The following is an 18,011-nucleotide window of genomic DNA, read 5'->3' on the forward strand; positions in this document are numbered from 1 at the left end:
AATCGGGCGTTGAGGGTGGGGTCAGGAACGCGGGGCCTTGGCCTTGTCGGCCCGGCATCGGTCGCTGCAGTAGAGCACGTTGTCCCAGTTTTTGGCCCAGCTTTTGCGCCAGCTCATGGCGCGGCCACAGACGGCGCAAGGTTTTTGGGGCAAATCCTGTTTGTTCCCTTTAAAACCTGAGGGTTTGGGCATGTGCGTCTCCGGTGAAAAGGGGCTGGCGTGACAATGTGAACAAACAAGTTTAAACTGATCAGTCACAAAATGGATATTCAGGTGCAAATGAACCACTCATGGCTAAAACAATGGGGCCCCAGCCTGCTTCTGGCTTTGGTGGCTGCTGTGCTGGGCTTTGGGCTCGAAGCTGCGCAAGCCAGCCCGCAAAAGGGCGGTAGCGCGGGAGCCTGCCCCGCCATCTTGAACCACACCTTTGAGCGTTTGCAGGACGAAAAGCCCCAATCGCTGTGCCAATATGCAGGCAAGGTCGTGCTGGTGGTCAACACCGCCAGTTTTTGCGGTTTCACGTCCCAGTACAAAGGCCTGGAAGCCTTGAATACCCAGTACAAAAATCAAGGTTTGGTGGTGCTGGGATTCCCTTCGAATGACTTTTCACAGGAAAAAGGCAGCAACAAAGACATTGCAGCCTTTTGCGAAAGCACCTTCGGCGTGAAGTTCCCGATGTTCACCAAAACCCAGGTCACGGGTGAGGGTGCAGCCCCCTTGTTCAAAGAACTGACCGCACAAACCGGTCAAAAGCCCCGTTGGAACTTTCACAAATACCTGATCGGGCGCGACGGCAAGGTCATTGACCAATACAACAGCATGATTGGACCGGACAGCAAAACCCTCTTGTCGGCCATCGACAAAGCCCTGAAAGCGCAGCCATGATCGCGACAAGCAAGCCGCGCATGAAACTGGCCATCGTGGGTTCGGGCATTTCGGGCTTGGCCGTGGCCCAGACCTTGAAAGACCATGCCGACATCACCGTGTTCGAGGCGGGCGACTATTTCGGCGGCCACACCCACACGGTCGACATCACACTGCCTACACCGCAGGGCCCGGTCACGCATGGTGTGGACACGGGTTTTCTGGTGTTCAATGAGCGCACCTACCCCAACCTGATCAACCTGTTTGCCGAGCTAAAGGTCGAGACCGCCCCGTCCGACATGTCGTTTTCGGTCAAGGTGCCCGGGGCGTTGAACGGCAAAACTTTGGAGTGGAGCGGCACCGACCTGAACAGCGTGTTCGCGCAGCGCGGCAACTTGGTGAACCCGCGGTTTTGGCGCATGTTGGCCGATGTGATGCGCTTCAACGCCCTGTGCACCCGCATCGCCAAAGAGCAGCGCGAAAAAGAGTTGCAGCAACCCTTGAGCGATTTTTTGCGCACGCACAAGTTCAGCGAGCCGTTTCGCGATTGGTACTTCTTGCCCATGCTGGGCTGCATCTGGAGTTGCCCCACCGACCAGATGCTGCAGTTTCCGGTGGCGACCATGATCCGGTTTTGCCACAACCACGGTTTGATTCAGGTGACGAACCGCCCGCAGTGGTTCAGTGTGGTGGGCGGTGCCCGAAATTACGTCGAGAAAATTTTGTCGGGTGTGTACGACAAACGCTTGAACACACCGGTGCGCTTGATCGAGCGCGACGCACAAGGCGTGCGCATCATCACCGATGGCCATGCCGAGCGCTTTGACCAGGTGGTCATTGCCACCCACACCGACCAGGCCTTGGGCCTGCTGCGTCAGGCGTCTGGTGAAGAACGCAGCCTGCTGGGCGCCATTCGCTACCAAGACAACCGCGCTGTGCTGCACACCGATGCCAGCGTGCTGCCCGCCAACCCCAAGACCTGGGCCGCTTGGAACTACGAACGCGCCGCCAGCAGCGAGCGCGAGTCCTCACGGGTGTGTCTGCATTACCTGCTCAACCGTTTGCAGCGCATCCCCTTTACTCAGCCGGTAGTGGTGTCACTCAACCCCTTGCACGACATCGATCCGGCCACCATCGTGGGCGAATACGACTACGCCCACCCGGTGTTTGACTTGGCGGCCATCGAGGCGCAAAAGCGCTTGCCTTTGCTGCAAGGCCAGCAACACACCTGGTACGCCGGGGCCTGGACGGGTTATGGCTTCCACGAAGACGGCTTGAAATCGGGCCTGCAAGTGGGCCGCGCTTTGCTCAAACTCATCCACGAACAGGCCAGCCCTGTTCAGGACAGACTGGCCGCATGATCCCTGCCACCGCGCTCATCGGCTGGGGCCAGGTGCGGCATACGCGCCACCGCCCGGCGCACCACGCCTTCGCGTATCCGACCGCGTTTTTGATGCTGCCCATGCGCAGCTTGCGAGCGGGGGTATGCCGCACCGATCTGGCCATCAACCGCAGCGCCTGGTTCGCTTTCCATGACGCCGACCACGGTGACGGCCGCCCGGCCGAGACGGGTGGAGCCTTGGCCTGGCTCGATGCATTGCTGCAGCGCGAAGGCATCGAGGATGCCACAGGCGAGGTCTGGCTTCAAGCTTTCCCCCGTGTGATGGGCCACGCTTTCAAACCCGTGAGCTTTTGGTACGCGCACCGCGCCGATGGCAGTTTGGCCGCCATCGTGGCCGAGGTGAACAACACCTTTGGCGAGCGCCATTGCTATTTGCTCCCCGAGCCGCAATACGGTCAAACCATGCTGGCCGACAAGGTGTTTCACGTCTCGCCTTTTTGTGATGTGCAGGGCGAGTACCGTTTCCGTTTCATGCGCACGCAGCACCAAGGCCAAGACCGCATCGTCGCGCGTGTAGACCACGGCGATGCCGACGGCCCCTTGATCGACACCAGCTGGAGCGGCGTGCTCGAGCCCGCAACTGCAGCCGCGCTGCGCCGTGTGATGTGGCGTTTTCCGCTGCTGACCTTTGGCGTGGTGGCCCGCATCCACTGGCATGCGCTTTTGCTCTGGCTGAAAAAAGTACCGTTTTGGCGCAAGCCCGAGCCGCCCCGCGATTTTGTGACCCGATGAACACTGGACCACACCGGATGCCCACCACGATGAAGACCGCCAACCCTGCCACTGACCTGGGTGCTGCCAGCGCTGCGACGCAGATCCTGCACGCCAGCTTGCCCAAGGCCGCCACACGATTGCTGGGCCTGCTCACGCGCCTGAAAATTGGCACGCTCACGGTGCATGCGCCCGACGGTAATTTTCAAGTCTTTGGCACGCACGAGGCCCCGTTTGCGGCGTTGCACATCCACCGTTGGGAGATGTGCGCCGAGGTGCTGAAATCGGGTGACATTGGTTTTGCCGAGGGCTACATGGCCGGCGACTGGACCACGCCCGATTTGGCCGCCTTGCTTCGACTGACCATTGCCAACCGCGACCACATCGAGAGCGCGATTTATGGCCATTGGCTGGGGCGTTTGTTCTACCGCATCAAGCACCTGCTCAACCGCAACAACCGCAGCAACAGCCGCAAAAACATCCACGCGCATTACGACTTGGGCAATGCTTTTTACGAGCTGTGGCTCGACGGCACGATGAATTACTCGTCGGCCTGGTTCGAAGGCGACCACACCCAAGACATGGCCGACGCCCAAAAGGCCAAGGTGCGCCGCGCCTTGCGCATGGTGAACGCCAAGCCAGGTGACCGCGTGCTGGAGATTGGTTGCGGCTGGGGCGCTTTGGCCGAGGCGGCTACCACCGAGTTTGGTGCCCACATCACGGGTGTGACCTTGTCCACCGAGCAGCTGGCTTTTGCCAACGCCCGCATGCAATCGCACGGCGTCCAGCAGCGTGCGGATTTGCGCTTGCAGGACTACCGCGACATCCACGACGGCCCTTACGACGCGGTGTGCTCGATCGAGATGATCGAGGCCGTGGGCCAGGAATATTGGCCCACCTACTTTCAGACCATCAGCCGCATGCTCAAGCCGGGTGGACGCGCGTGTGTGCAAAGCATCACGATCGACGACCGATTTTTTGAGCGTTACTTGCAGTCGACCGATTTCATCCAGCAGTACATCTTTCCGGGCGGCTGTTTGCCCAGCCCCAGCGAGTTCCGCAAACAAGCACAAGCAGCGGGGCTGCAGGTGGTGGACGAGCTGAATTTTGGCCCCGATTACGCCGAAACGCTGCGCCGCTGGCGTGCGGACTTCATGGCGCAACTCGATACCGTGCGGACCCTGAAGTTTGACGACCGCTTCATCCGCTTGTGGGAGTTCTATCTGGCTTATTGTGAAGCGGCCTTCGACGAAGCCAACATTGATGTGATCCAGTTCACCTTGGCCAAACCGGCCTGATGCCCATGGACCATTCGCTCCAAACCATCCGCGCACTGCGCCTGCACCCACGGGGTCTGCAGGTGTTGGGCTGTGCGCTGTTGTTGGGGGCCCTGGCAAGTGAGGTGCAGGCGCAAAGCACGACGGTGACTAGCCCGAATGCGGCGTTTTCACGCCCCGAAGTGACCGGCTTGGGCGGCGTGGTGCCGACCGCGCCCGTGCGCTTGCGGGTCTGGGGTTTTGAGGTCTACGACGCCCGTTTGTGGACGCCTGTGGGTTTTCGGCACAGCACTTACACGCAGTTTCCGTTTGCGCTGGAGTTGCAGTATTTGCGCAAGCTTGAAGGCACGGCCATTGCCAGCCGCTCGATCGATGAGATGCGGCGCGTGGGTTCGTTCAGTGACGCCCAAGCGCAAAGTTGGCTGACTGCCATGCGCGAGTTGTTTCCTGATGTGCGCCAAGGCGAACGCATCACGGGCCTTAATCTGCCAGGCGTGGGGGCCGAATTTTGGTTCAACGGGCAGCGTGTGGGTGTGGTGAAAGATCCGGCTTTCGCGCGATTGTTTTTTGGCATCTGGCTCGATGAGCGCACGTCCGAACCCAAAATGCGTGCGCAGTTGCTGCAGGGCTTGCAGCCATGAGCGGCGCGGCCCAGTCAGACCTGGCAACGCTGCCGAGCCAGGCCTCTGCTGCTTATGGCTTGCTGGGTTTGCCATTGGCTTTTGTGGCCTTGCCGGTCTATGTGCATTTGCCCAATTTGTACGCCCAACAATACGGCGTGACACTGGCCGCTTTGGGCGCCGTGCTCTTGCTCAGCCGCAGCATTGACGCGGTGGTGGACCCGTGGTTGGGGCGGTGGGGCGACAAGCTGTACCGCCATTCGTGGCGGGCCGTGTGGCTGGCGGCGGTCTTGTTGGCGCTGGCCGTGGCGCTGGGTTTTGCGGCTTTGTTTTTCCCGCCCGCAGCGGCTTTGTCGCCCACGGGTTTGCTGGTGTGGGTGGCTTGTGCGCTCACGCTCAGCCATCTGGCCTACAGCGGCCTGGGCATCTTGCACCAGGCCTGGGCGGCGCGTCAGGGCGGTGGCGGCATCGCGCAAAGCCGTTGGGTCGCTTGGCGCGAGGGCTTTGCGCTGGTGGGGGTGTTGTTGGCGTCGGCCTTGCCCGCGCTGTGGGGCTGGGGGCCAACAACGGCCTTGTTGGTGCTCATGCTGGGGCTGGGTTTGTTCTTTTGGCGGCGGGTGGCACGCAGTGCCTTGGCATCGACCGTCCCGGTCGTCTCCGGTCATGCCGTGGGCAGTCTTTGGCAGCCGTGGCAACACGCGGGCTTTCGCCGCTTGTTGATGGTCTTCATGCTCAACGGCTTGGCCAGCGCCGTGCCCGCCACGTTGGTGCTGTTTTTTGTGCAAGACCTGCTGCAAGCGCCCAAGGCCATGGAGCCTTTGTTTCTGGGTTTGTATTTCGCGGCTGGGGCGTTGTCGTTTCCGCTGTGGCTCAAGGTGATCGACCGCATGGGCCTGCTGCGCACTTGGGCCACCGGCATGGCGTTGTCGGTGTTGGCTTTTGTGAGTGTGGTCACGCTGGGCGCGGGGGATACCACGGGCTTTCTGGTGGTTTGTGCCCTGTCGGGGATGGCGCTGGGTGCCGATCTGACGGTGCCCGGTGCCCTGCTCAACCAACTGATTGACCGCTGCGGTGAGCGCGGCCGCACAGACGGCGCTTTCATGGGGTGGTGGAATCTGGCCACCAAACTCAATCTGGCCTTGGCCGCTGGGCTGTCTTTGCCATTGCTCGGCTTGTGGGGTTACACCCCAGGCCAGCAAGGTGCCGATGCCGTGCTGGCGCTGGGCTTGGCTTATGGCCTGCTGCCCTGTGTGCTCAAGCTTTTGGCCGGACTGGCTTTGTATGCGGGCCTGATGCGTCGCCCCGATTTGATTTCGGGGCCTGAATTGGCGCACCCTTCGGCCCATCCTTCGGCTCACCCTATGGCATGAGCCGCTTTGAACAGACAACACGGGAGCCCTCCATGCAACAACAACACCCCGCCATGATCCACCGCCGCACCGCCTTGAGCCGCCTGGGCGCTTTGTCCGTGGTCGCGGCCACACCCTTTGTGGCCAGCTGCGCTGGGCCGCAGGTGCAACAGTACGCACAAGAAAAACCGCTGCTGGATTTGCGCACCTACTTCACCGGCACCATCGACGCTTGGGGCGTGTTCACCGACCGCAGTGGCCAAGTGGTCAAACGCTTCACGGTGGTCATGGACTGCAGCTGGAACGGCGACGAAGGCGTGCTGGACGAGGCCTTTGTTTACTCGGACGGCACGAAGCAGCGCCGCGTCTGGAAGCTCAAAGCCGGACCCAACGGCAGCTACACCGGCCGTGCCGACGATGTGGTGGGCGAGGCCTCGGGCCATGTCAGTGGCAACGCATTCCGCTGGGGCTACACCCTGGCTTTGCCGGTCGATGGCCGGGTTTGGAACGTCGATTTTGACGACTGGATGTACCTGATGGACGACCGTGTCATGCTCAACAAAGCCACCATGAGCAAATGGGGCGTGAAACTGGGCGAAGTCACCTTGTCTTTTACACGCCGCACGCCTTTGGCGGCCAAGCCGGGTTGATGCGCATGAACCCCCATACCTCAGGCGCGGTTGCACTGGCCACTGAAACGGCCGACATGCCCATGCCCAAAGTCGGTCCACAAACTGCTTCGCCCTCCCCGCAGGTGCCAGCCAGAAGCTGGCTGCAATTGAACACGCCCATGACCGACTGGCAAGGCCGTCGGGTATGGCTGGTGGGTGCTTCCACCGGCATTGGCCTGGCCTGTGCACAAGCGCTGCGCTCAGCTGGGGCGCAGGTGGTGGTGTCGGCCCGCAACCCTCAAGGCGTGTTGGACTGGGCCGAGAAGGATTCGGGCGTGCAGTGGCGTGCACTGGATGTGAGCGATGCTTCCCAAGTGCAGGCCATGACCCGCGATCTGTTGGCCGAAGGCCCACTCGACATGGTCGTGTATGCGGCAGGCTACTACCGTGCCCAACGCGCCACGGCCATGGACATGGACGACTTGCTGCAGCATGACAAGGTCAATTACCAAGGTGCTTTGCAGGTGATTCACGCGGTGCTGCCCGGCATGCTGGCGCGAGGCAGTGGTCACATCAGCCTGCTCAGCAGCGTGGCCGGTTGGCGTGGCCTGCCCAATGGTCTGGCTTACGGCCCAACCAAGGCTGCCCTGACCCACTTGGCCGAGACGCTGTACATCGACCTGCAAGACCAAGGCCTTGGCGTGAGCGTGGTCAACCCCGGTTTTGTGGCCACCCCGCTCACGGCGCAAAACGAGTTCACCATGCCCGCCCTGATCAGCCCCGAAGAGGCCGCCCGCCAAATGCTCAAAGGCTGGGCAGCAGGTCAGTTCGACATCCATTTCCCCAAGCGCTTCACGCTTTGGCTCAAACTGCTGCGCTTGCTGCCTTATCGCCTGTACTTCCCGCTGGTGCGCAAGTTCACGGGGCTCTAAGTCTGAATTGAAAGCCGAACATGGACAAGCGACAAGCCACACAAAAATTGGCCACGTTTTTTGAAACCCTGTCACCGCAAAGCGTGACCCAGCTGCACACGGTCTACGACGCACAAGCCACGTTCAAAGACCCTTTCAACGAGGTGCAGGGCCTGCCCGAGATCGAGCGCATTTTTCGGCACATGTATGTGGCACTTGACCAGCCGCACTTTGTGGTGACCGGCCAGGTGGTGGACGGCTCACAGGCCTTCCTGACCTGGGAATTTCGCTTTCGCTTCAAGCGCTTTGACACCACCACACTGCAAGCCGTGCGCGGTGCCAGCCATGTGGTGTTCAACGAGCAAGGCTTGGTGACGATGCACCGCGACTACTGGGATGCGGCCGAAGAGTTGTACGAAAAACTGCCGGTGCTCGGCGGCGTGATGCGTTGGCTCAAAAAACGCGCCAACACCTGAATTTCCAATCCGTGTTCTTGAGCCTCGGTCAAAGGGTCAGACCGGTACAGTCTCTGCAAAGCTGGGCCTCTGCGCCAATTTTTCGTGCAGCTTGTGCAAATTGGGGTAAGGCGTGCGCCAGTCGATCTGTGGGAATCTGAAGTCCAGATAGGCCAATGCACAGCCGACCGAGATGTCGGACAAGCTCAGGTGAATACCAGAACAAAAGGCCTTGTCGCCTAAACCGGTGCTCATGGCACGTAACGCGTGCTGGATCTTGTCGAGTTGGCGATCGATCCAGGCTTGGCTGCGTTGGCTGTCTTCGCGGCCGGTCCAAACGGCTTCCATGCGTGCCAACAAGGCCGCGTCGAGCAGGCCGTCGGCCAGGGCCTCCCAGGTCTTGACCTCGGCGCGTTCACGTCCGGCTGTTGGAATGAGTTTGCCAACGGGGGACAAGGTGTCCAGGTACTCGACGATCACACGCGAATCAAAAACGGCTTCGCCACCCTCCATCACCAGGCAAGGCACCTTGCCCAAAGGGTTCGAGACATAAATTTGCGTTTGGGCTGACCACACGTCTTCAGTGAGGAACTGGTAGTCCAGCTTTTTCTCGGCCATGACAACACGCACCTTGCGAACATAGGGACTGGTGATGGAGCCGATGAGTTTCATAAATCAAAAGAAGTGACAAATAAATGGATATCGGATTCTAGGTGAAGCCAATGTATGTTTTTGGTATCTTTCTTAAGGCGGTGTGTTTATGGGGACATGCGTGCTGCTGACAACGGACGCCAACGTGCCAACTTGGGGCGGCAATTACAATCGAAGGATGAATTTCACCCCCATTTCCGCCCTGTCGCCGCTGGATGGCCGTTATGCCAGCAAACTCAATGCTCTGCGACCGCTGATGAGTGAGCAGGGTTATATGCACCGCCGAGTTCAAGTCGAAATCGCCTGGTTCATCGCCTTATCCGATGCAGGCTTTCCCGAATTCAAGTCCTTGACACCAGGTGCACGCACTTATTTGACGGGTCTGGTCAAGAACTTCAGCGAAGCCGATGCCTTGGCCATCAAAGAGTTCGAGAAGACCACCAACCACGATGTCAAAGCCGTCGAGTACTGGATCAAGTCCAAGTTCAAAGACCGCCCAGAACTGGAAAAAGCTGCTGAGTTTGTGCACTTTGCCTGCACCAGCGAAGACATCAACAACACCAGCCATGCCCTGCAACTCAAGGGGGCGCGCGCCCAAGTGATCTTGCCGGGTCTGGATGGCTTGATCGCCAAGTTGCGCGAGATGGCGCACCAATTTGCCGAAGTGCCCATGCTCAGCCGCACCCACGGCCAAACCGCCAGCCCCACCACCGTGGGCAAGGAAATGGCCAACGTGGTGATGCGCCTGAAGGGTTGCCGCGAAAAAATTGCGGCCGTGCAGCTCATGGGCAAAATGAACGGTGCCGTTGGCAACTACAACGCCCACCTGGCGGCCTGGCCTGAATTTGACTGGGAAGCCTTTGCCCAAAAAGTGGTGGAGACGCCTGAACTGGGCGAGACCCAAGCCAGCCACTGGGGCTTGGGCCTGACGTTCCAGCCCTACAGCATCCAGATCGAGCCGCACGACTACATGGCCGAGCTGTTCGACGCCGTGGCCCGCACCAACACCATCTTGATCGACCTGTCGCGCGACATCTGGGGTTATGTGAGCCTGGGCTATTTCAAGCAGCGCTTGAAAGCCGGTGAGATCGGTTCATCGACGATGCCGCACAAGGTCAACCCGATCGACTTTGAAAACGCCGAAGGCAATCTGGGCCTGGCCAACGCCGTGCTCAAGCACCTGAGCGAGAAGCTGCCCATCAGCCGCTGGCAGCGCGACCTGACCGACTCCACCGTGCTGCGCAACATGGGCGTGGGCCTGGGCTACACCGCGCTGGCTTATGCCTCGCTGATGACCGGCCTGAACAAGCTCGAACTCAACGAAGAAGCCTTGGCCGCCGACTTGGACGCCGCCTGGGAAGTGCTGGCCGAGCCGATCCAGACCGTGATGCGCCGCTATGGCGTGCAGGGCGCGTATGAAAAACTCAAGGAAGTCACCCGTGGCAAGTCCGTGAGCGCTGCCGACCTGCACGGTTTGATCCAAGGCTTGGACATCCCGCAAGCCGACAAGGACCGCCTGCTGGTCATGACGCCCGGCAGCTATGTCGGCAAGGCCGCCGAGTTGGCCCGCCGGGTTTAAGGTTCACATGGCCCTCAAATCCACCATTTACAAAGCCAACTTGTCGATCGCTGACATCGATCACAGTTATTACGAAGACCACCAGCTCACGCTGGCGCGTCACCCCAGCGAGACCGATGAGCGCATGATGATCCGCTTGTTGGCCTTGGCCATCAATGCCTACAAGCTGCAGGCCGTGTGCAACGGCGACGGCAAACTGGCTTTTGGCGCGGGTCTGTCCGATCCGGACGATCCGGACGTGAGCCTGCGCGACTTCACCGGGCAAACCCGCATGTGGATCGAGGTCGGCCAGCCCGAAGACAAGCCGATCATGAAAGCCTGCCAAAAGGCCGATGAGGTTTTGCTGTATTGCTTCAACCACGCGGCCGAAGTCTGGTGGAAAGGCATCGAAACCAAACTGACACGCCTAGACAAACTGCAGGTCTGGCGCGTGCCCACCGAAGGCTCGCAAGAGCTGGCCAAACTGGCCGAGCGCAGTATGCAGCTGCAAGCCACGGTGCAAGAAGGCAGCGTGACCTTCAGCAGCGACCGGGGCAGCGTGCACATTGAGCTGAGCCGCTGGAAGTGATCAACACTTGGCCCCGCTGAAGGGGCCAAATCAACCATGACCTTTGTGGTCATGGACGAAGCGCAAGCGCTTTACAAGCCCAACATCAACTCGATGTTTTGCACCGCCGCGCCGCTGGCACCCTTGCCCAGGTTGTCCAGACGGGCGATGACCACCGCGTGGCGTGCTTCTTCATTGGTAAAGACACGCAATTCCAGCTTGTTGGTGTCGTTCAGTGCTGTGGCGTTGAGCTTGGAGTCCGCGGTGGCGCTTTCCACGCTGACCCAGCCTCCTGCAGCCTGGCTTGCCGCATAGTGCGCTGTCAATGCCGCATGCACATCCGCACCCGTGGGTTTGCCGGGCAAGGTGTCGAGATGCAGGGGCAGTTGCACCAGCATGCCTTGGCGGAAATTGCCCACAGCGGGCACAAACAGGGGTCTGCAGGTCAAGCCGGTGTAGCGCATGATTTCGGGGATGTGTTTGTGCTTCAGGGTCAGGGCGTAGGCCTCAAACAAGGGGGCACGACCGGCTTCGTAGTCTTCGATCATGGTGCGTCCGCCGCCCGAATAACCGCTCACCGAGGGCAGGCAAACCGGAAAGTCGCGTGGCAACAGTCCGGCGTCGATCAAGGGCCGCAAGATGGCAATCGCACCCGTCGCGTAGCAGCCAGGGTTGGCCACGCGCTGGGCTTGGCGCACAGCGGCCAGCTGGTCGGCGGCCAGCTCGGGAAAACCAAACACCCAGTCCGGATGGCAACGGTGCGCGGTGGAGGCGTCCACAATGCGCGGTTTGCGCCCACTCAGGCTGTCGATCATGGCCACCGACTCGATGGCAGCATCGTCGTGCAGGCACAACACCACCAAATCGGCCGCGGCCATCAACTCGCGTTTGGCTTCGGGGTCTTTGCGGCGGGCCGGGTCGATGCTGAGCACCTCGACTTGGGGCATCAATGCCAGGCGCTCGCGAATTTGCAAACCAGTGGTGCCGGCTTCGCCATCGATGAATATTTTGGCCATGGGTATTACTTTCTCAGGAATATTCTTGCCTTACGTCAATTCAATGTAAGACGCAAAGCTCAGGATTGGTGCGTTGCAGCATGATACAGTCGCACGCTGCAGTGTCCAGAGCCTGCTGGCGGGTGAATCACCGCGGCAGACCGGTCAAATCAACCACCCTCTGAGAGAAGACCTCATGAAGATTCACGAGTACCAAGGCAAGGAAATCTTGCGTCAATTCGGTGTGCCAGTCCCCCGCGGCATCCCGGCATTCACCGTTCAAGAGGCGGTCGAAGCCGCCCAAAAACTCGGCGGCCCCGTGTGGGTGGTCAAGGCCCAGATCCACGCCGGTGGCCGTGGCAAGGGTGGCGGCGTCAAAGTGGCCAAGACCATCGACGACGTGAAACGCATCGCTGGCGAGATCCTGGGCATGCAGCTCAAGACCCACCAGACCGGCCCTGAAGGCCAGAAGGTCCGTCGTCTCTATATTGAAGACGGTGCTGACATCAACAAAGAATATTACGTGTCCGTGGTCACCGACCGTGCCACACAAAAAATCGCGTTCATCGCTTCCAGCGAAGGCGGTATGGACATCGAGGAAGTGGCCCACTCCACCCCCGAGAAAATCATCACCGAGTTCATCGACCCCCTGACCGGTCTGGGCGACGAACAAGCCAAGAAGATCTCTGACGCCATCGGCATGCCTGCTGACTCCACCGCTCAAGCCGTGGACATCTTCAAGAAGCTGTACCAGTGCTACATGGAAACCGATGCTTCGCTGGTGGAAATCAATCCCCTGAACCGCGACAGCAAAGGCAACGTGATGGCTTTGGACGCGAAGTTCAACTTCGACTCCAACGCCCTGTTCCGTCACCCCGAAATCGTGGCCTACCGCGATCTGGACGAAGAAGATCCGGCCGAAGTGGAAGCTTCCAAGTTCGACCTGGCCTACATCAGCCTGGACGGCAACATCGGTTGCTTGGTCAACGGCGCTGGCTTGGCCATGGCCACCATGGACACCATCAAGTTGTTCGGCGGCGAGCCAGCCAACTTCCTGGACGTGGGCGGCGGCGCGACAGCCGAGAAGGTCACTGAAGCCTTCAAGATCATGCTGGCCAACAAGAATGTCAAAGGCATTTTGGTCAACATCTTCGGCGGCATCATGAAGTGCGACACCATCGCCACCGGCGTGATCACCGCTTGCAAGGCCGTGAACCTGTCCGTGCCATTGGTCGTGCGCATGAAGGGCACCAACGACGAGCTGGGCAAGAAGATGCTGGCCGAATCCGGTCTGCCCATCATCTCTGCCGACACCATGGCCGAAGCCGCGACAGCCATCGTCGCAGCCGTTAAGTAATGACTTTGCAGGACGGTGCTGAAAGTGCCGTTCGCAACTGATTAGGAACAAACATGTCCATCTACATCAACAAAGACACCAAAGTCATCACCCAAGGTATCACCGGTAAAACCGGTCAGTTCCACACTGAAAAGTGCCAGGAATACGCGAATGGCAAGAACTGCTTCGTCGCGGGTGTGAACCCCAAGAAGGCGGGCGAGTCCATCTTCAACATCCCAATCTACGCCTCGGTCAAAGAAGCTGCCACACAAACAGGCGCGACCGTGTCGGTGATCTACGTGCCACCAGCTGGCGCAGCCGCTGCGATCTGGGAAGCTGTGGAAGCCGACTTGGACTTGGCCATTTGTATCACCGAAGGCATTCCAGTGCGTGACATGCTCGAAGTGCGCAACAAGATGAAGGCCAAGGAAGCCAAAGGCGGCAAGCGCACCTTGCTGTTGGGCCCCAACTGCCCAGGTCTCATCACCCCTGACGAAATCAAGATCGGCATCATGCCCGGTCACATCCACCGCAAAGGCCGCATTGGCGTGGTGTCCCGTTCGGGCACTTTGACCTATGAAGCCGTGGCGATGTTGACCGAAGTCGGCTTGGGCCAGTCCAGCGCCGTCGGTATCGGTGGCGACCCGATCAACGGTTTGAAGCACATCGACGTGATGAAGGCTTTCAACGACGATCCCGACACCGACGCCGTCATCATGATCGGTGAAATCGGCGGTCCAGACGAAGCCGAAGCCGCTCAGTGGTGTAAGGCCAACATGAAGAAGCCTGTGGTGGGCTTCATCGCTGGCGTGACCGCCCCTCCCGGCAAGCGCATGGGCCACGCTGGTGCTTTGATCTCTGGCGGTGCCGACACGGCCGATGCCAAGCTGGCCATCATGGAAGAGTGCGGCTTCATCGTCACACGCAACCCATCTGAACTGGGTAAATTGCTCAAGGCTCAGTTGAAGTAAACAGCGCTTTCGCGCAAGTGACAAGACCCAGTCCCGAGCAGGGCTGTGGTTTGCCACAATACAAAAACCGGATTTTCCGAGGGAAAATCCGGTTTTCTTTTTGTAAATCGAATAAAAGGGCCCGCTTCGGCGGGTGAAAGGCAAGCCCGTGGAAGAATTTCTGACCCCTCATTTCTGGTTCGCCGTCGGCCAGATCATCATGATCGACATCTTGCTGGGCGGTGACAACGCCGTGGTGATTGCACTGGCTTGCCGCCAGTTGCCGGACCACCAGCGCACCAAAGGCATCATGTGGGGCACCGCAGGTGCCATCGTGCTGCGTGTGATCTTGATCTTTTTTGCGCTCACCTTGCTGGCCATCCCCTTCCTTAAATTTGTGGGAGCGCTCTTGCTCATCTGGATCGGCGTGAAACTGCTCACCCCCGATGAAGACGACGACCACAGCAACATCCAGGGCAGCGACAAGCTCTGGGGCGCGGTCAAAACCGTGATCATTGCCGACTTGGTCATGAGCGTGGACAACGTCATCGCCATCGCCGGTGCCGCCCAGACTTCGGGCAACGCCGACCACCAGATGCCTTTGGTCATCTTCGGTTTGCTGGTCAGCATCCCGATCATCGTCTGGGGCAGCCAGTTGGTGCTCAAGTTGATGGACCGCTTCCCGATGATCATCACCGCCGGTGGCATGCTGCTGGGCTGGATTGCCGGCACCATGATCCAGACCGATCCTGGCTTGGTGGCTTATCTGCCTCAAGACAAGGCCTGGGGTTATGGCTTGGGCATTGCCGGTGCTTTGTTGGTGCTGGCTTTGGGCAAAATCATCATGGCGCGTCGTTCAAATTCGCAAGAAGCGGTCTGACACGCCAGCGGCCCTTGCCCTTATGGGCAAGGCCGCTATCATTTCTGGAGTTCGGGTGTTGTATGGATTACCATCGTCACCCAATTACCAGGGAGCAAATGCCATGCAAAAAAGGCAACAAGGTTTGACATTGATCGAGCTGATGATCGTCATTGCGATCATCGGTATCTTGGGCGCATTGGCCTTGCCGGCCTACCAGGACTACAGCATTCGGGCACGGGTGTCAGAGATGCTGCTGGCGGCAAGCGGCTGCAAAACGGCGGTCAATGAGGCCATCACCACCGCTTCACAGGCCGATGTTTCGGCCACTTTGCCCCAAGTCTGTGAAAACCAGACCAGCAAATTCGTCAGCCGCCTCAGTGCCGATGCCAATGGTGTGATCACCGTGGTGGGCAACCATGAGGCGCTGCGTGGCAACACCAGCGCATCGGCCAACAGCATCAGCCTGACCCCGATCCAAACGGGCAGCACCGCTGTCAACGGTAGCACCGACGGCGGCAAGCCCATCGCCAGCTGGCGCTGCGGCCCAGCGGCCACCAATGCTTTGCCGCTCAAATACCTGCCCGCTTCGTGCAAGGCATCCTGATTTTTTGGTGCTCACCTGAACGCCCGGCCCGCGCCGGGCGTTTGTTTGTGGACTGAGTTCACATGACAGCGCTTCGGGCCACAACGCCAGATACGGGCCGACTCCACCATCTGTGGTTGGTGTTGCTGTTGGCGTGGCCTTGGGTGCAGCCTTTTTCCAACAGCCCTTTGCCCCATGTCTGGCCTTGGTTGACCAGCTGGGCTTGTTTGGCACTGGCCTTGTTGACCTGGCAGCGCATGAGTCTGGCCACCGTGGTTCAAGGCTGGGTACTTGCGGCCTTGCTCAGCAGTGCCATGGGTTTGGTGCAGTTTTTTGGACAGGCCGAGCTTTTGGCCCCCTTTTTGCACGTCCCTGCCTACTTGGGTGATGCGATGGGCAATTTGCGCCAGCGCAACCAGTTGGCCACTTTGCTGGCCATGGGCGTGCTGGCGGTGTTGATCTGGCGTGCTTTGGGCTTGTCCATCGCCCATTCGATTTGGATGCTGGCCCTGCTGGCCATGGGCATGGCCGCCACCGCTTCACGCACGGGATTGCTCCAGCTGGTGTTCATTGGCCTGTGGATGCTGTTGCATCGCGCAGCCCCCAAAGGGCGCGATGCTTTGCTGCTCACCGCACTCACGCTGGGCTTGTATGCCCTGGCTTCCTGGCTTTTGCCACAGCTCTTGCAGCACCTGAGTGGACAGGCCACAGACAGCGCCATGGCCCGCATGGGCGCCCTGGGCGGCTGCGGCAGCCGCCAGGCGCTCTGGGCCAATGTGCTGCACTTGGTGGCACAGCATCCGCTTGGCGGGTGGGGTTGGGACCAGTTGCGCTATGCGCACTACATCACCGAATACCCCTCACTGCGGTTTTGTGACATGTTGGGCAATGCCCACAACCTGCCCTTGCACATCGCCTTTGTTTGGGGGATACCTGTGGCCGTGTTGGCGAGCCTGGGGGTGTTGGTGTGGGTGGTTCGGGCCAAGCCATGGCTTCACCAAGGTGCCGGGCCACAGCTTGCTTGGGGCGTGCTCGGTGTATTGGCTTTGCACAGTTTGCTCGAGTACCCGCTTTGGTACGGGCCGTTTCAAGTGGCGCTGTTGTTGTGTCTGTGGCTCCTGCGGGGGCGGATTTGGCAATTTTTGCAAGCGCAGGGCCGTGCGACGGGGCTGGCCCTGGTTTTGGGGGGCATTTTGGGCTTTGTGGCCTATGACCATGCCCAAGTTCGGCAAATTTATCTGCCGCCAGCGCAGCGCTATGGCTTCTGGCGTGACCCAGCGATGCAAGTGGTGCAACGCGCCTGGTTGTTCCGTGGAACGGCTGTGTTTGCACAGGTGACCACCACGCCGGTGCACCCAGGCAATGCCCGCGCCATGCTGGAGGCCAGTTTGGAGGCCCTGCACACCTCGCCCGAGCCGCGGGTGATCGAAAAGTTGCTGGGCAGTGCGCAGTTGCTGGGTGAAGACGCGCTGTATGAAAACCATAAAAAGCATTTTCAGCGGGTGTACCCACAAGCCTATCTGGCATGGGTTCACCATCAACAACGTTGAGTGCGCTCAGAAAATCTGTCGTTATTCTCGGAAAATTACCCAATTGGGCAATTACATGAAACTGCATATTTGATAAATTAGTTGCTAAATTTGATTTTTGCACTTTCATGAAAAAACGCCTCGGACACATTTTTTTGGTTGACGATAACCACGACATGCGCTTTTATTTGAGCGACATGTTGGTGTTGCAGGGTTACACCGTAGACACTTTTGAAAATGCAACCGCATTTCTTGAGAAATCGATGGACATATCGCCTGCCGTGGTCTTACTGGACATGCGCATGCCCGGCTTGAATGGCTTGGAACTGCAAGCCAGGTTGGAGGCCTTGGGTCGCAAGACCCCGATTGTTTTCATCAGTGGTGAAAGTGACAAGGACGAAATCATTGAGGCATTTCGACTCGGCGCCGTTGACTTCCTGCTCAAACCGTTTAACCGAGAAAAGCTGTGCCAAGTGGTGGACAAAGCGCTTGATATGGATCGGCAGCGCAACCAAGAGTTCATCAACACCGATGCTTTGAGACGTTCTTTCATCACTTTGTCCGCCCGCGAGCAGGAAATCTTCATGCTCATTGTGCAGGGCTTGACCAACAAAGGGATTGCAGAAATCACCGGCATCCAACCAGGCACGGCCAAGAAACACCGGGCCACCATCTATCAAAAGTTCGAAGTCAATACGAGTGCCGAACTCATCGGCCAGTGCAAGGGTGTTGATTTGAGCAAACTCATGCCCACGGAAGATGTGAAGGTTCAGTGAACC

20 protein-coding genes are annotated in these 18,011 nt (G+C 59.4%); 17 read left to right on the forward strand and 3 right to left on the reverse strand.

The features are described 5' to 3' along the window. Positions 1 to 21 precede the first annotated feature (21 nt). Positions 22 to 192, reverse strand: a complete 171-nt coding sequence (locus tag L63ED372_RS16270) for a DUF2256 domain-containing protein (RefSeq protein WP_082431734.1) — start codon at positions 190 to 192, stop codon at positions 22 to 24. An 87-nt stretch (positions 193 to 279) separates the two neighbouring features. On the opposite strand from L63ED372_RS16270, the gene L63ED372_RS15070 reads away from it, so the two are divergent. From L63ED372_RS15070 to L63ED372_RS15110, 9 genes are all read left to right on the forward strand, one after another. Then, positions 280 to 885 carry a glutathione peroxidase gene (locus tag L63ED372_RS15070; RefSeq protein ID WP_062408227.1) on the forward strand — a complete coding sequence of 202 codons (606 nt, stop codon included), beginning with the start codon at positions 280 to 282 and terminating at the stop codon, positions 883 to 885. Positions 886 to 905: 20 nt separating this feature from the next. Beyond that, complete coding sequence (locus L63ED372_RS15075) at positions 906 to 2,225, forward strand: NAD(P)/FAD-dependent oxidoreductase (RefSeq protein WP_062408225.1); 1,320 nt, start codon at positions 906 to 908, stop codon at positions 2,223 to 2,225. Further along, entirely contained in the window at positions 2,222 to 2,998 is a 777-nt protein-coding gene (locus L63ED372_RS15080) for a DUF1365 domain-containing protein (RefSeq protein ID WP_062407121.1), read from the forward strand. The genes L63ED372_RS15075 and L63ED372_RS15080 overlap by 4 nt, the downstream gene beginning before the upstream one ends. Positions 2,999 to 3,015: 17 nt before the next feature. Next, positions 3,016 to 4,275 (forward strand): SAM-dependent methyltransferase, encoded by a 1,260-nt coding sequence (locus L63ED372_RS15085; RefSeq protein ID WP_062407123.1) that lies wholly within the window; start codon positions 3,016 to 3,018, stop codon positions 4,273 to 4,275. A 5-nt stretch (positions 4,276 to 4,280) separates the two neighbouring features. After that, positions 4,281 to 4,895: a chalcone isomerase family protein gene (locus L63ED372_RS15090; protein ID WP_082431810.1), complete on the forward strand. Its 615-nt coding sequence runs from the start codon at positions 4,281 to 4,283 to the stop codon at positions 4,893 to 4,895. Then, a complete protein-coding gene (locus L63ED372_RS15095) occupies positions 4,892 to 6,244 on the forward strand; it encodes an MFS transporter (protein WP_062407125.1) in 1,353 nt (450 codons plus the stop codon). The genes L63ED372_RS15090 and L63ED372_RS15095 overlap by 4 nt, the downstream gene beginning before the upstream one ends. Before the next feature lie 32 nt (positions 6,245 to 6,276). Beyond that, on the forward strand, positions 6,277 to 6,873 hold the full coding sequence (locus tag L63ED372_RS15100) for a DUF3833 domain-containing protein (protein WP_231624505.1): 597 nt from the start codon (positions 6,277 to 6,279) through the stop codon (positions 6,871 to 6,873). Positions 6,874 to 6,995: 122 nt separating this feature from the next. Then, positions 6,996 to 7,766, forward strand: coding sequence for an SDR family NAD(P)-dependent oxidoreductase (locus L63ED372_RS15105; RefSeq protein WP_062408233.1), 771 nt, complete (start codon positions 6,996 to 6,998; stop codon positions 7,764 to 7,766). A 20-nt stretch (positions 7,767 to 7,786) separates the two neighbouring features. Beyond that, a complete protein-coding gene (locus L63ED372_RS15110; protein ID WP_062407127.1) occupies positions 7,787 to 8,221 on the forward strand; it encodes a nuclear transport factor 2 family protein in 435 nt (144 codons plus the stop codon). 36 nt (positions 8,222 to 8,257) lie between these two features. On the opposite strand, the gene L63ED372_RS15115 is transcribed toward L63ED372_RS15110, so the two are convergent. Further along, entirely contained in the window at positions 8,258 to 8,872 is a 615-nt protein-coding gene (locus L63ED372_RS15115) for a glutathione S-transferase C-terminal domain-containing protein (RefSeq protein WP_062407129.1), read from the reverse strand. A gap of 157 nt (positions 8,873 to 9,029) precedes the next feature. On the opposite strand from L63ED372_RS15115, the gene purB reads away from it, so the two are divergent. Both purB and L63ED372_RS15125 read left to right on the forward strand, forming a co-directional pair. Beyond that, complete coding sequence (purB, locus tag L63ED372_RS15120; protein ID WP_062407131.1) at positions 9,030 to 10,430, forward strand: adenylosuccinate lyase; 1,401 nt, start codon at positions 9,030 to 9,032, stop codon at positions 10,428 to 10,430. Positions 10,431 to 10,437: 7 nt separating this feature from the next. After that, a complete protein-coding gene (locus tag L63ED372_RS15125) occupies positions 10,438 to 10,998 on the forward strand; it encodes a YaeQ family protein (protein WP_062407133.1) in 561 nt (186 codons plus the stop codon). Positions 10,999 to 11,069: 71 nt separating this feature from the next. Here L63ED372_RS15125 and argC read toward each other — a convergent pair whose 3' ends face one another. Continuing rightward, a complete protein-coding gene (gene argC, locus L63ED372_RS15130; protein ID WP_062407135.1) occupies positions 11,070 to 11,993 on the reverse strand; it encodes an N-acetyl-gamma-glutamyl-phosphate reductase in 924 nt (307 codons plus the stop codon). A gap of 175 nt (positions 11,994 to 12,168) precedes the next feature. Between argC and sucC the strand changes: the two genes are divergently transcribed. From sucC to L63ED372_RS15165, 6 genes are all read left to right on the forward strand, one after another. Further along, entirely contained in the window at positions 12,169 to 13,329 is a 1,161-nt protein-coding gene (gene sucC, locus L63ED372_RS15135; protein WP_062407137.1) for an ADP-forming succinate--CoA ligase subunit beta, read from the forward strand. A gap of 53 nt (positions 13,330 to 13,382) precedes the next feature. Then, entirely contained in the window at positions 13,383 to 14,279 is an 897-nt protein-coding gene (gene sucD / locus L63ED372_RS15140; protein WP_062407139.1) for a succinate--CoA ligase subunit alpha, read from the forward strand. Positions 14,280 to 14,427: 148 nt separating this feature from the next. After that, positions 14,428 to 15,138, forward strand: a complete 711-nt coding sequence (locus L63ED372_RS15145) for a TerC family protein (protein WP_062408235.1) — start codon at positions 14,428 to 14,430, stop codon at positions 15,136 to 15,138. Between the two features lie 103 nt (positions 15,139 to 15,241). Next, positions 15,242 to 15,724 carry a pilin gene (locus L63ED372_RS15150; RefSeq protein WP_062407140.1) on the forward strand — a complete coding sequence of 161 codons (483 nt, stop codon included), beginning with the start codon at positions 15,242 to 15,244 and terminating at the stop codon, positions 15,722 to 15,724. Between the two features lie 62 nt (positions 15,725 to 15,786). After that, positions 15,787 to 17,253, forward strand: coding sequence for a PglL family O-oligosaccharyltransferase (locus tag L63ED372_RS15160; RefSeq protein ID WP_082431735.1), 1,467 nt, complete (start codon positions 15,787 to 15,789; stop codon positions 17,251 to 17,253). A 185-nt stretch (positions 17,254 to 17,438) separates the two neighbouring features. Beyond that, positions 17,439 to 18,008 (forward strand): response regulator transcription factor, encoded by a 570-nt coding sequence (locus tag L63ED372_RS15165; RefSeq protein ID WP_231624506.1) that lies wholly within the window; start codon positions 17,439 to 17,441, stop codon positions 18,006 to 18,008. The last annotated feature ends 3 nt before the right edge of the window (positions 18,009 to 18,011 follow it).

The organism is Limnohabitans sp. 63ED37-2 (assembly GCF_001412535.1).
In the GTDB taxonomy this organism is placed as follows: domain Bacteria; phylum Pseudomonadota; class Gammaproteobacteria; order Burkholderiales; family Burkholderiaceae_C; genus Limnohabitans_A.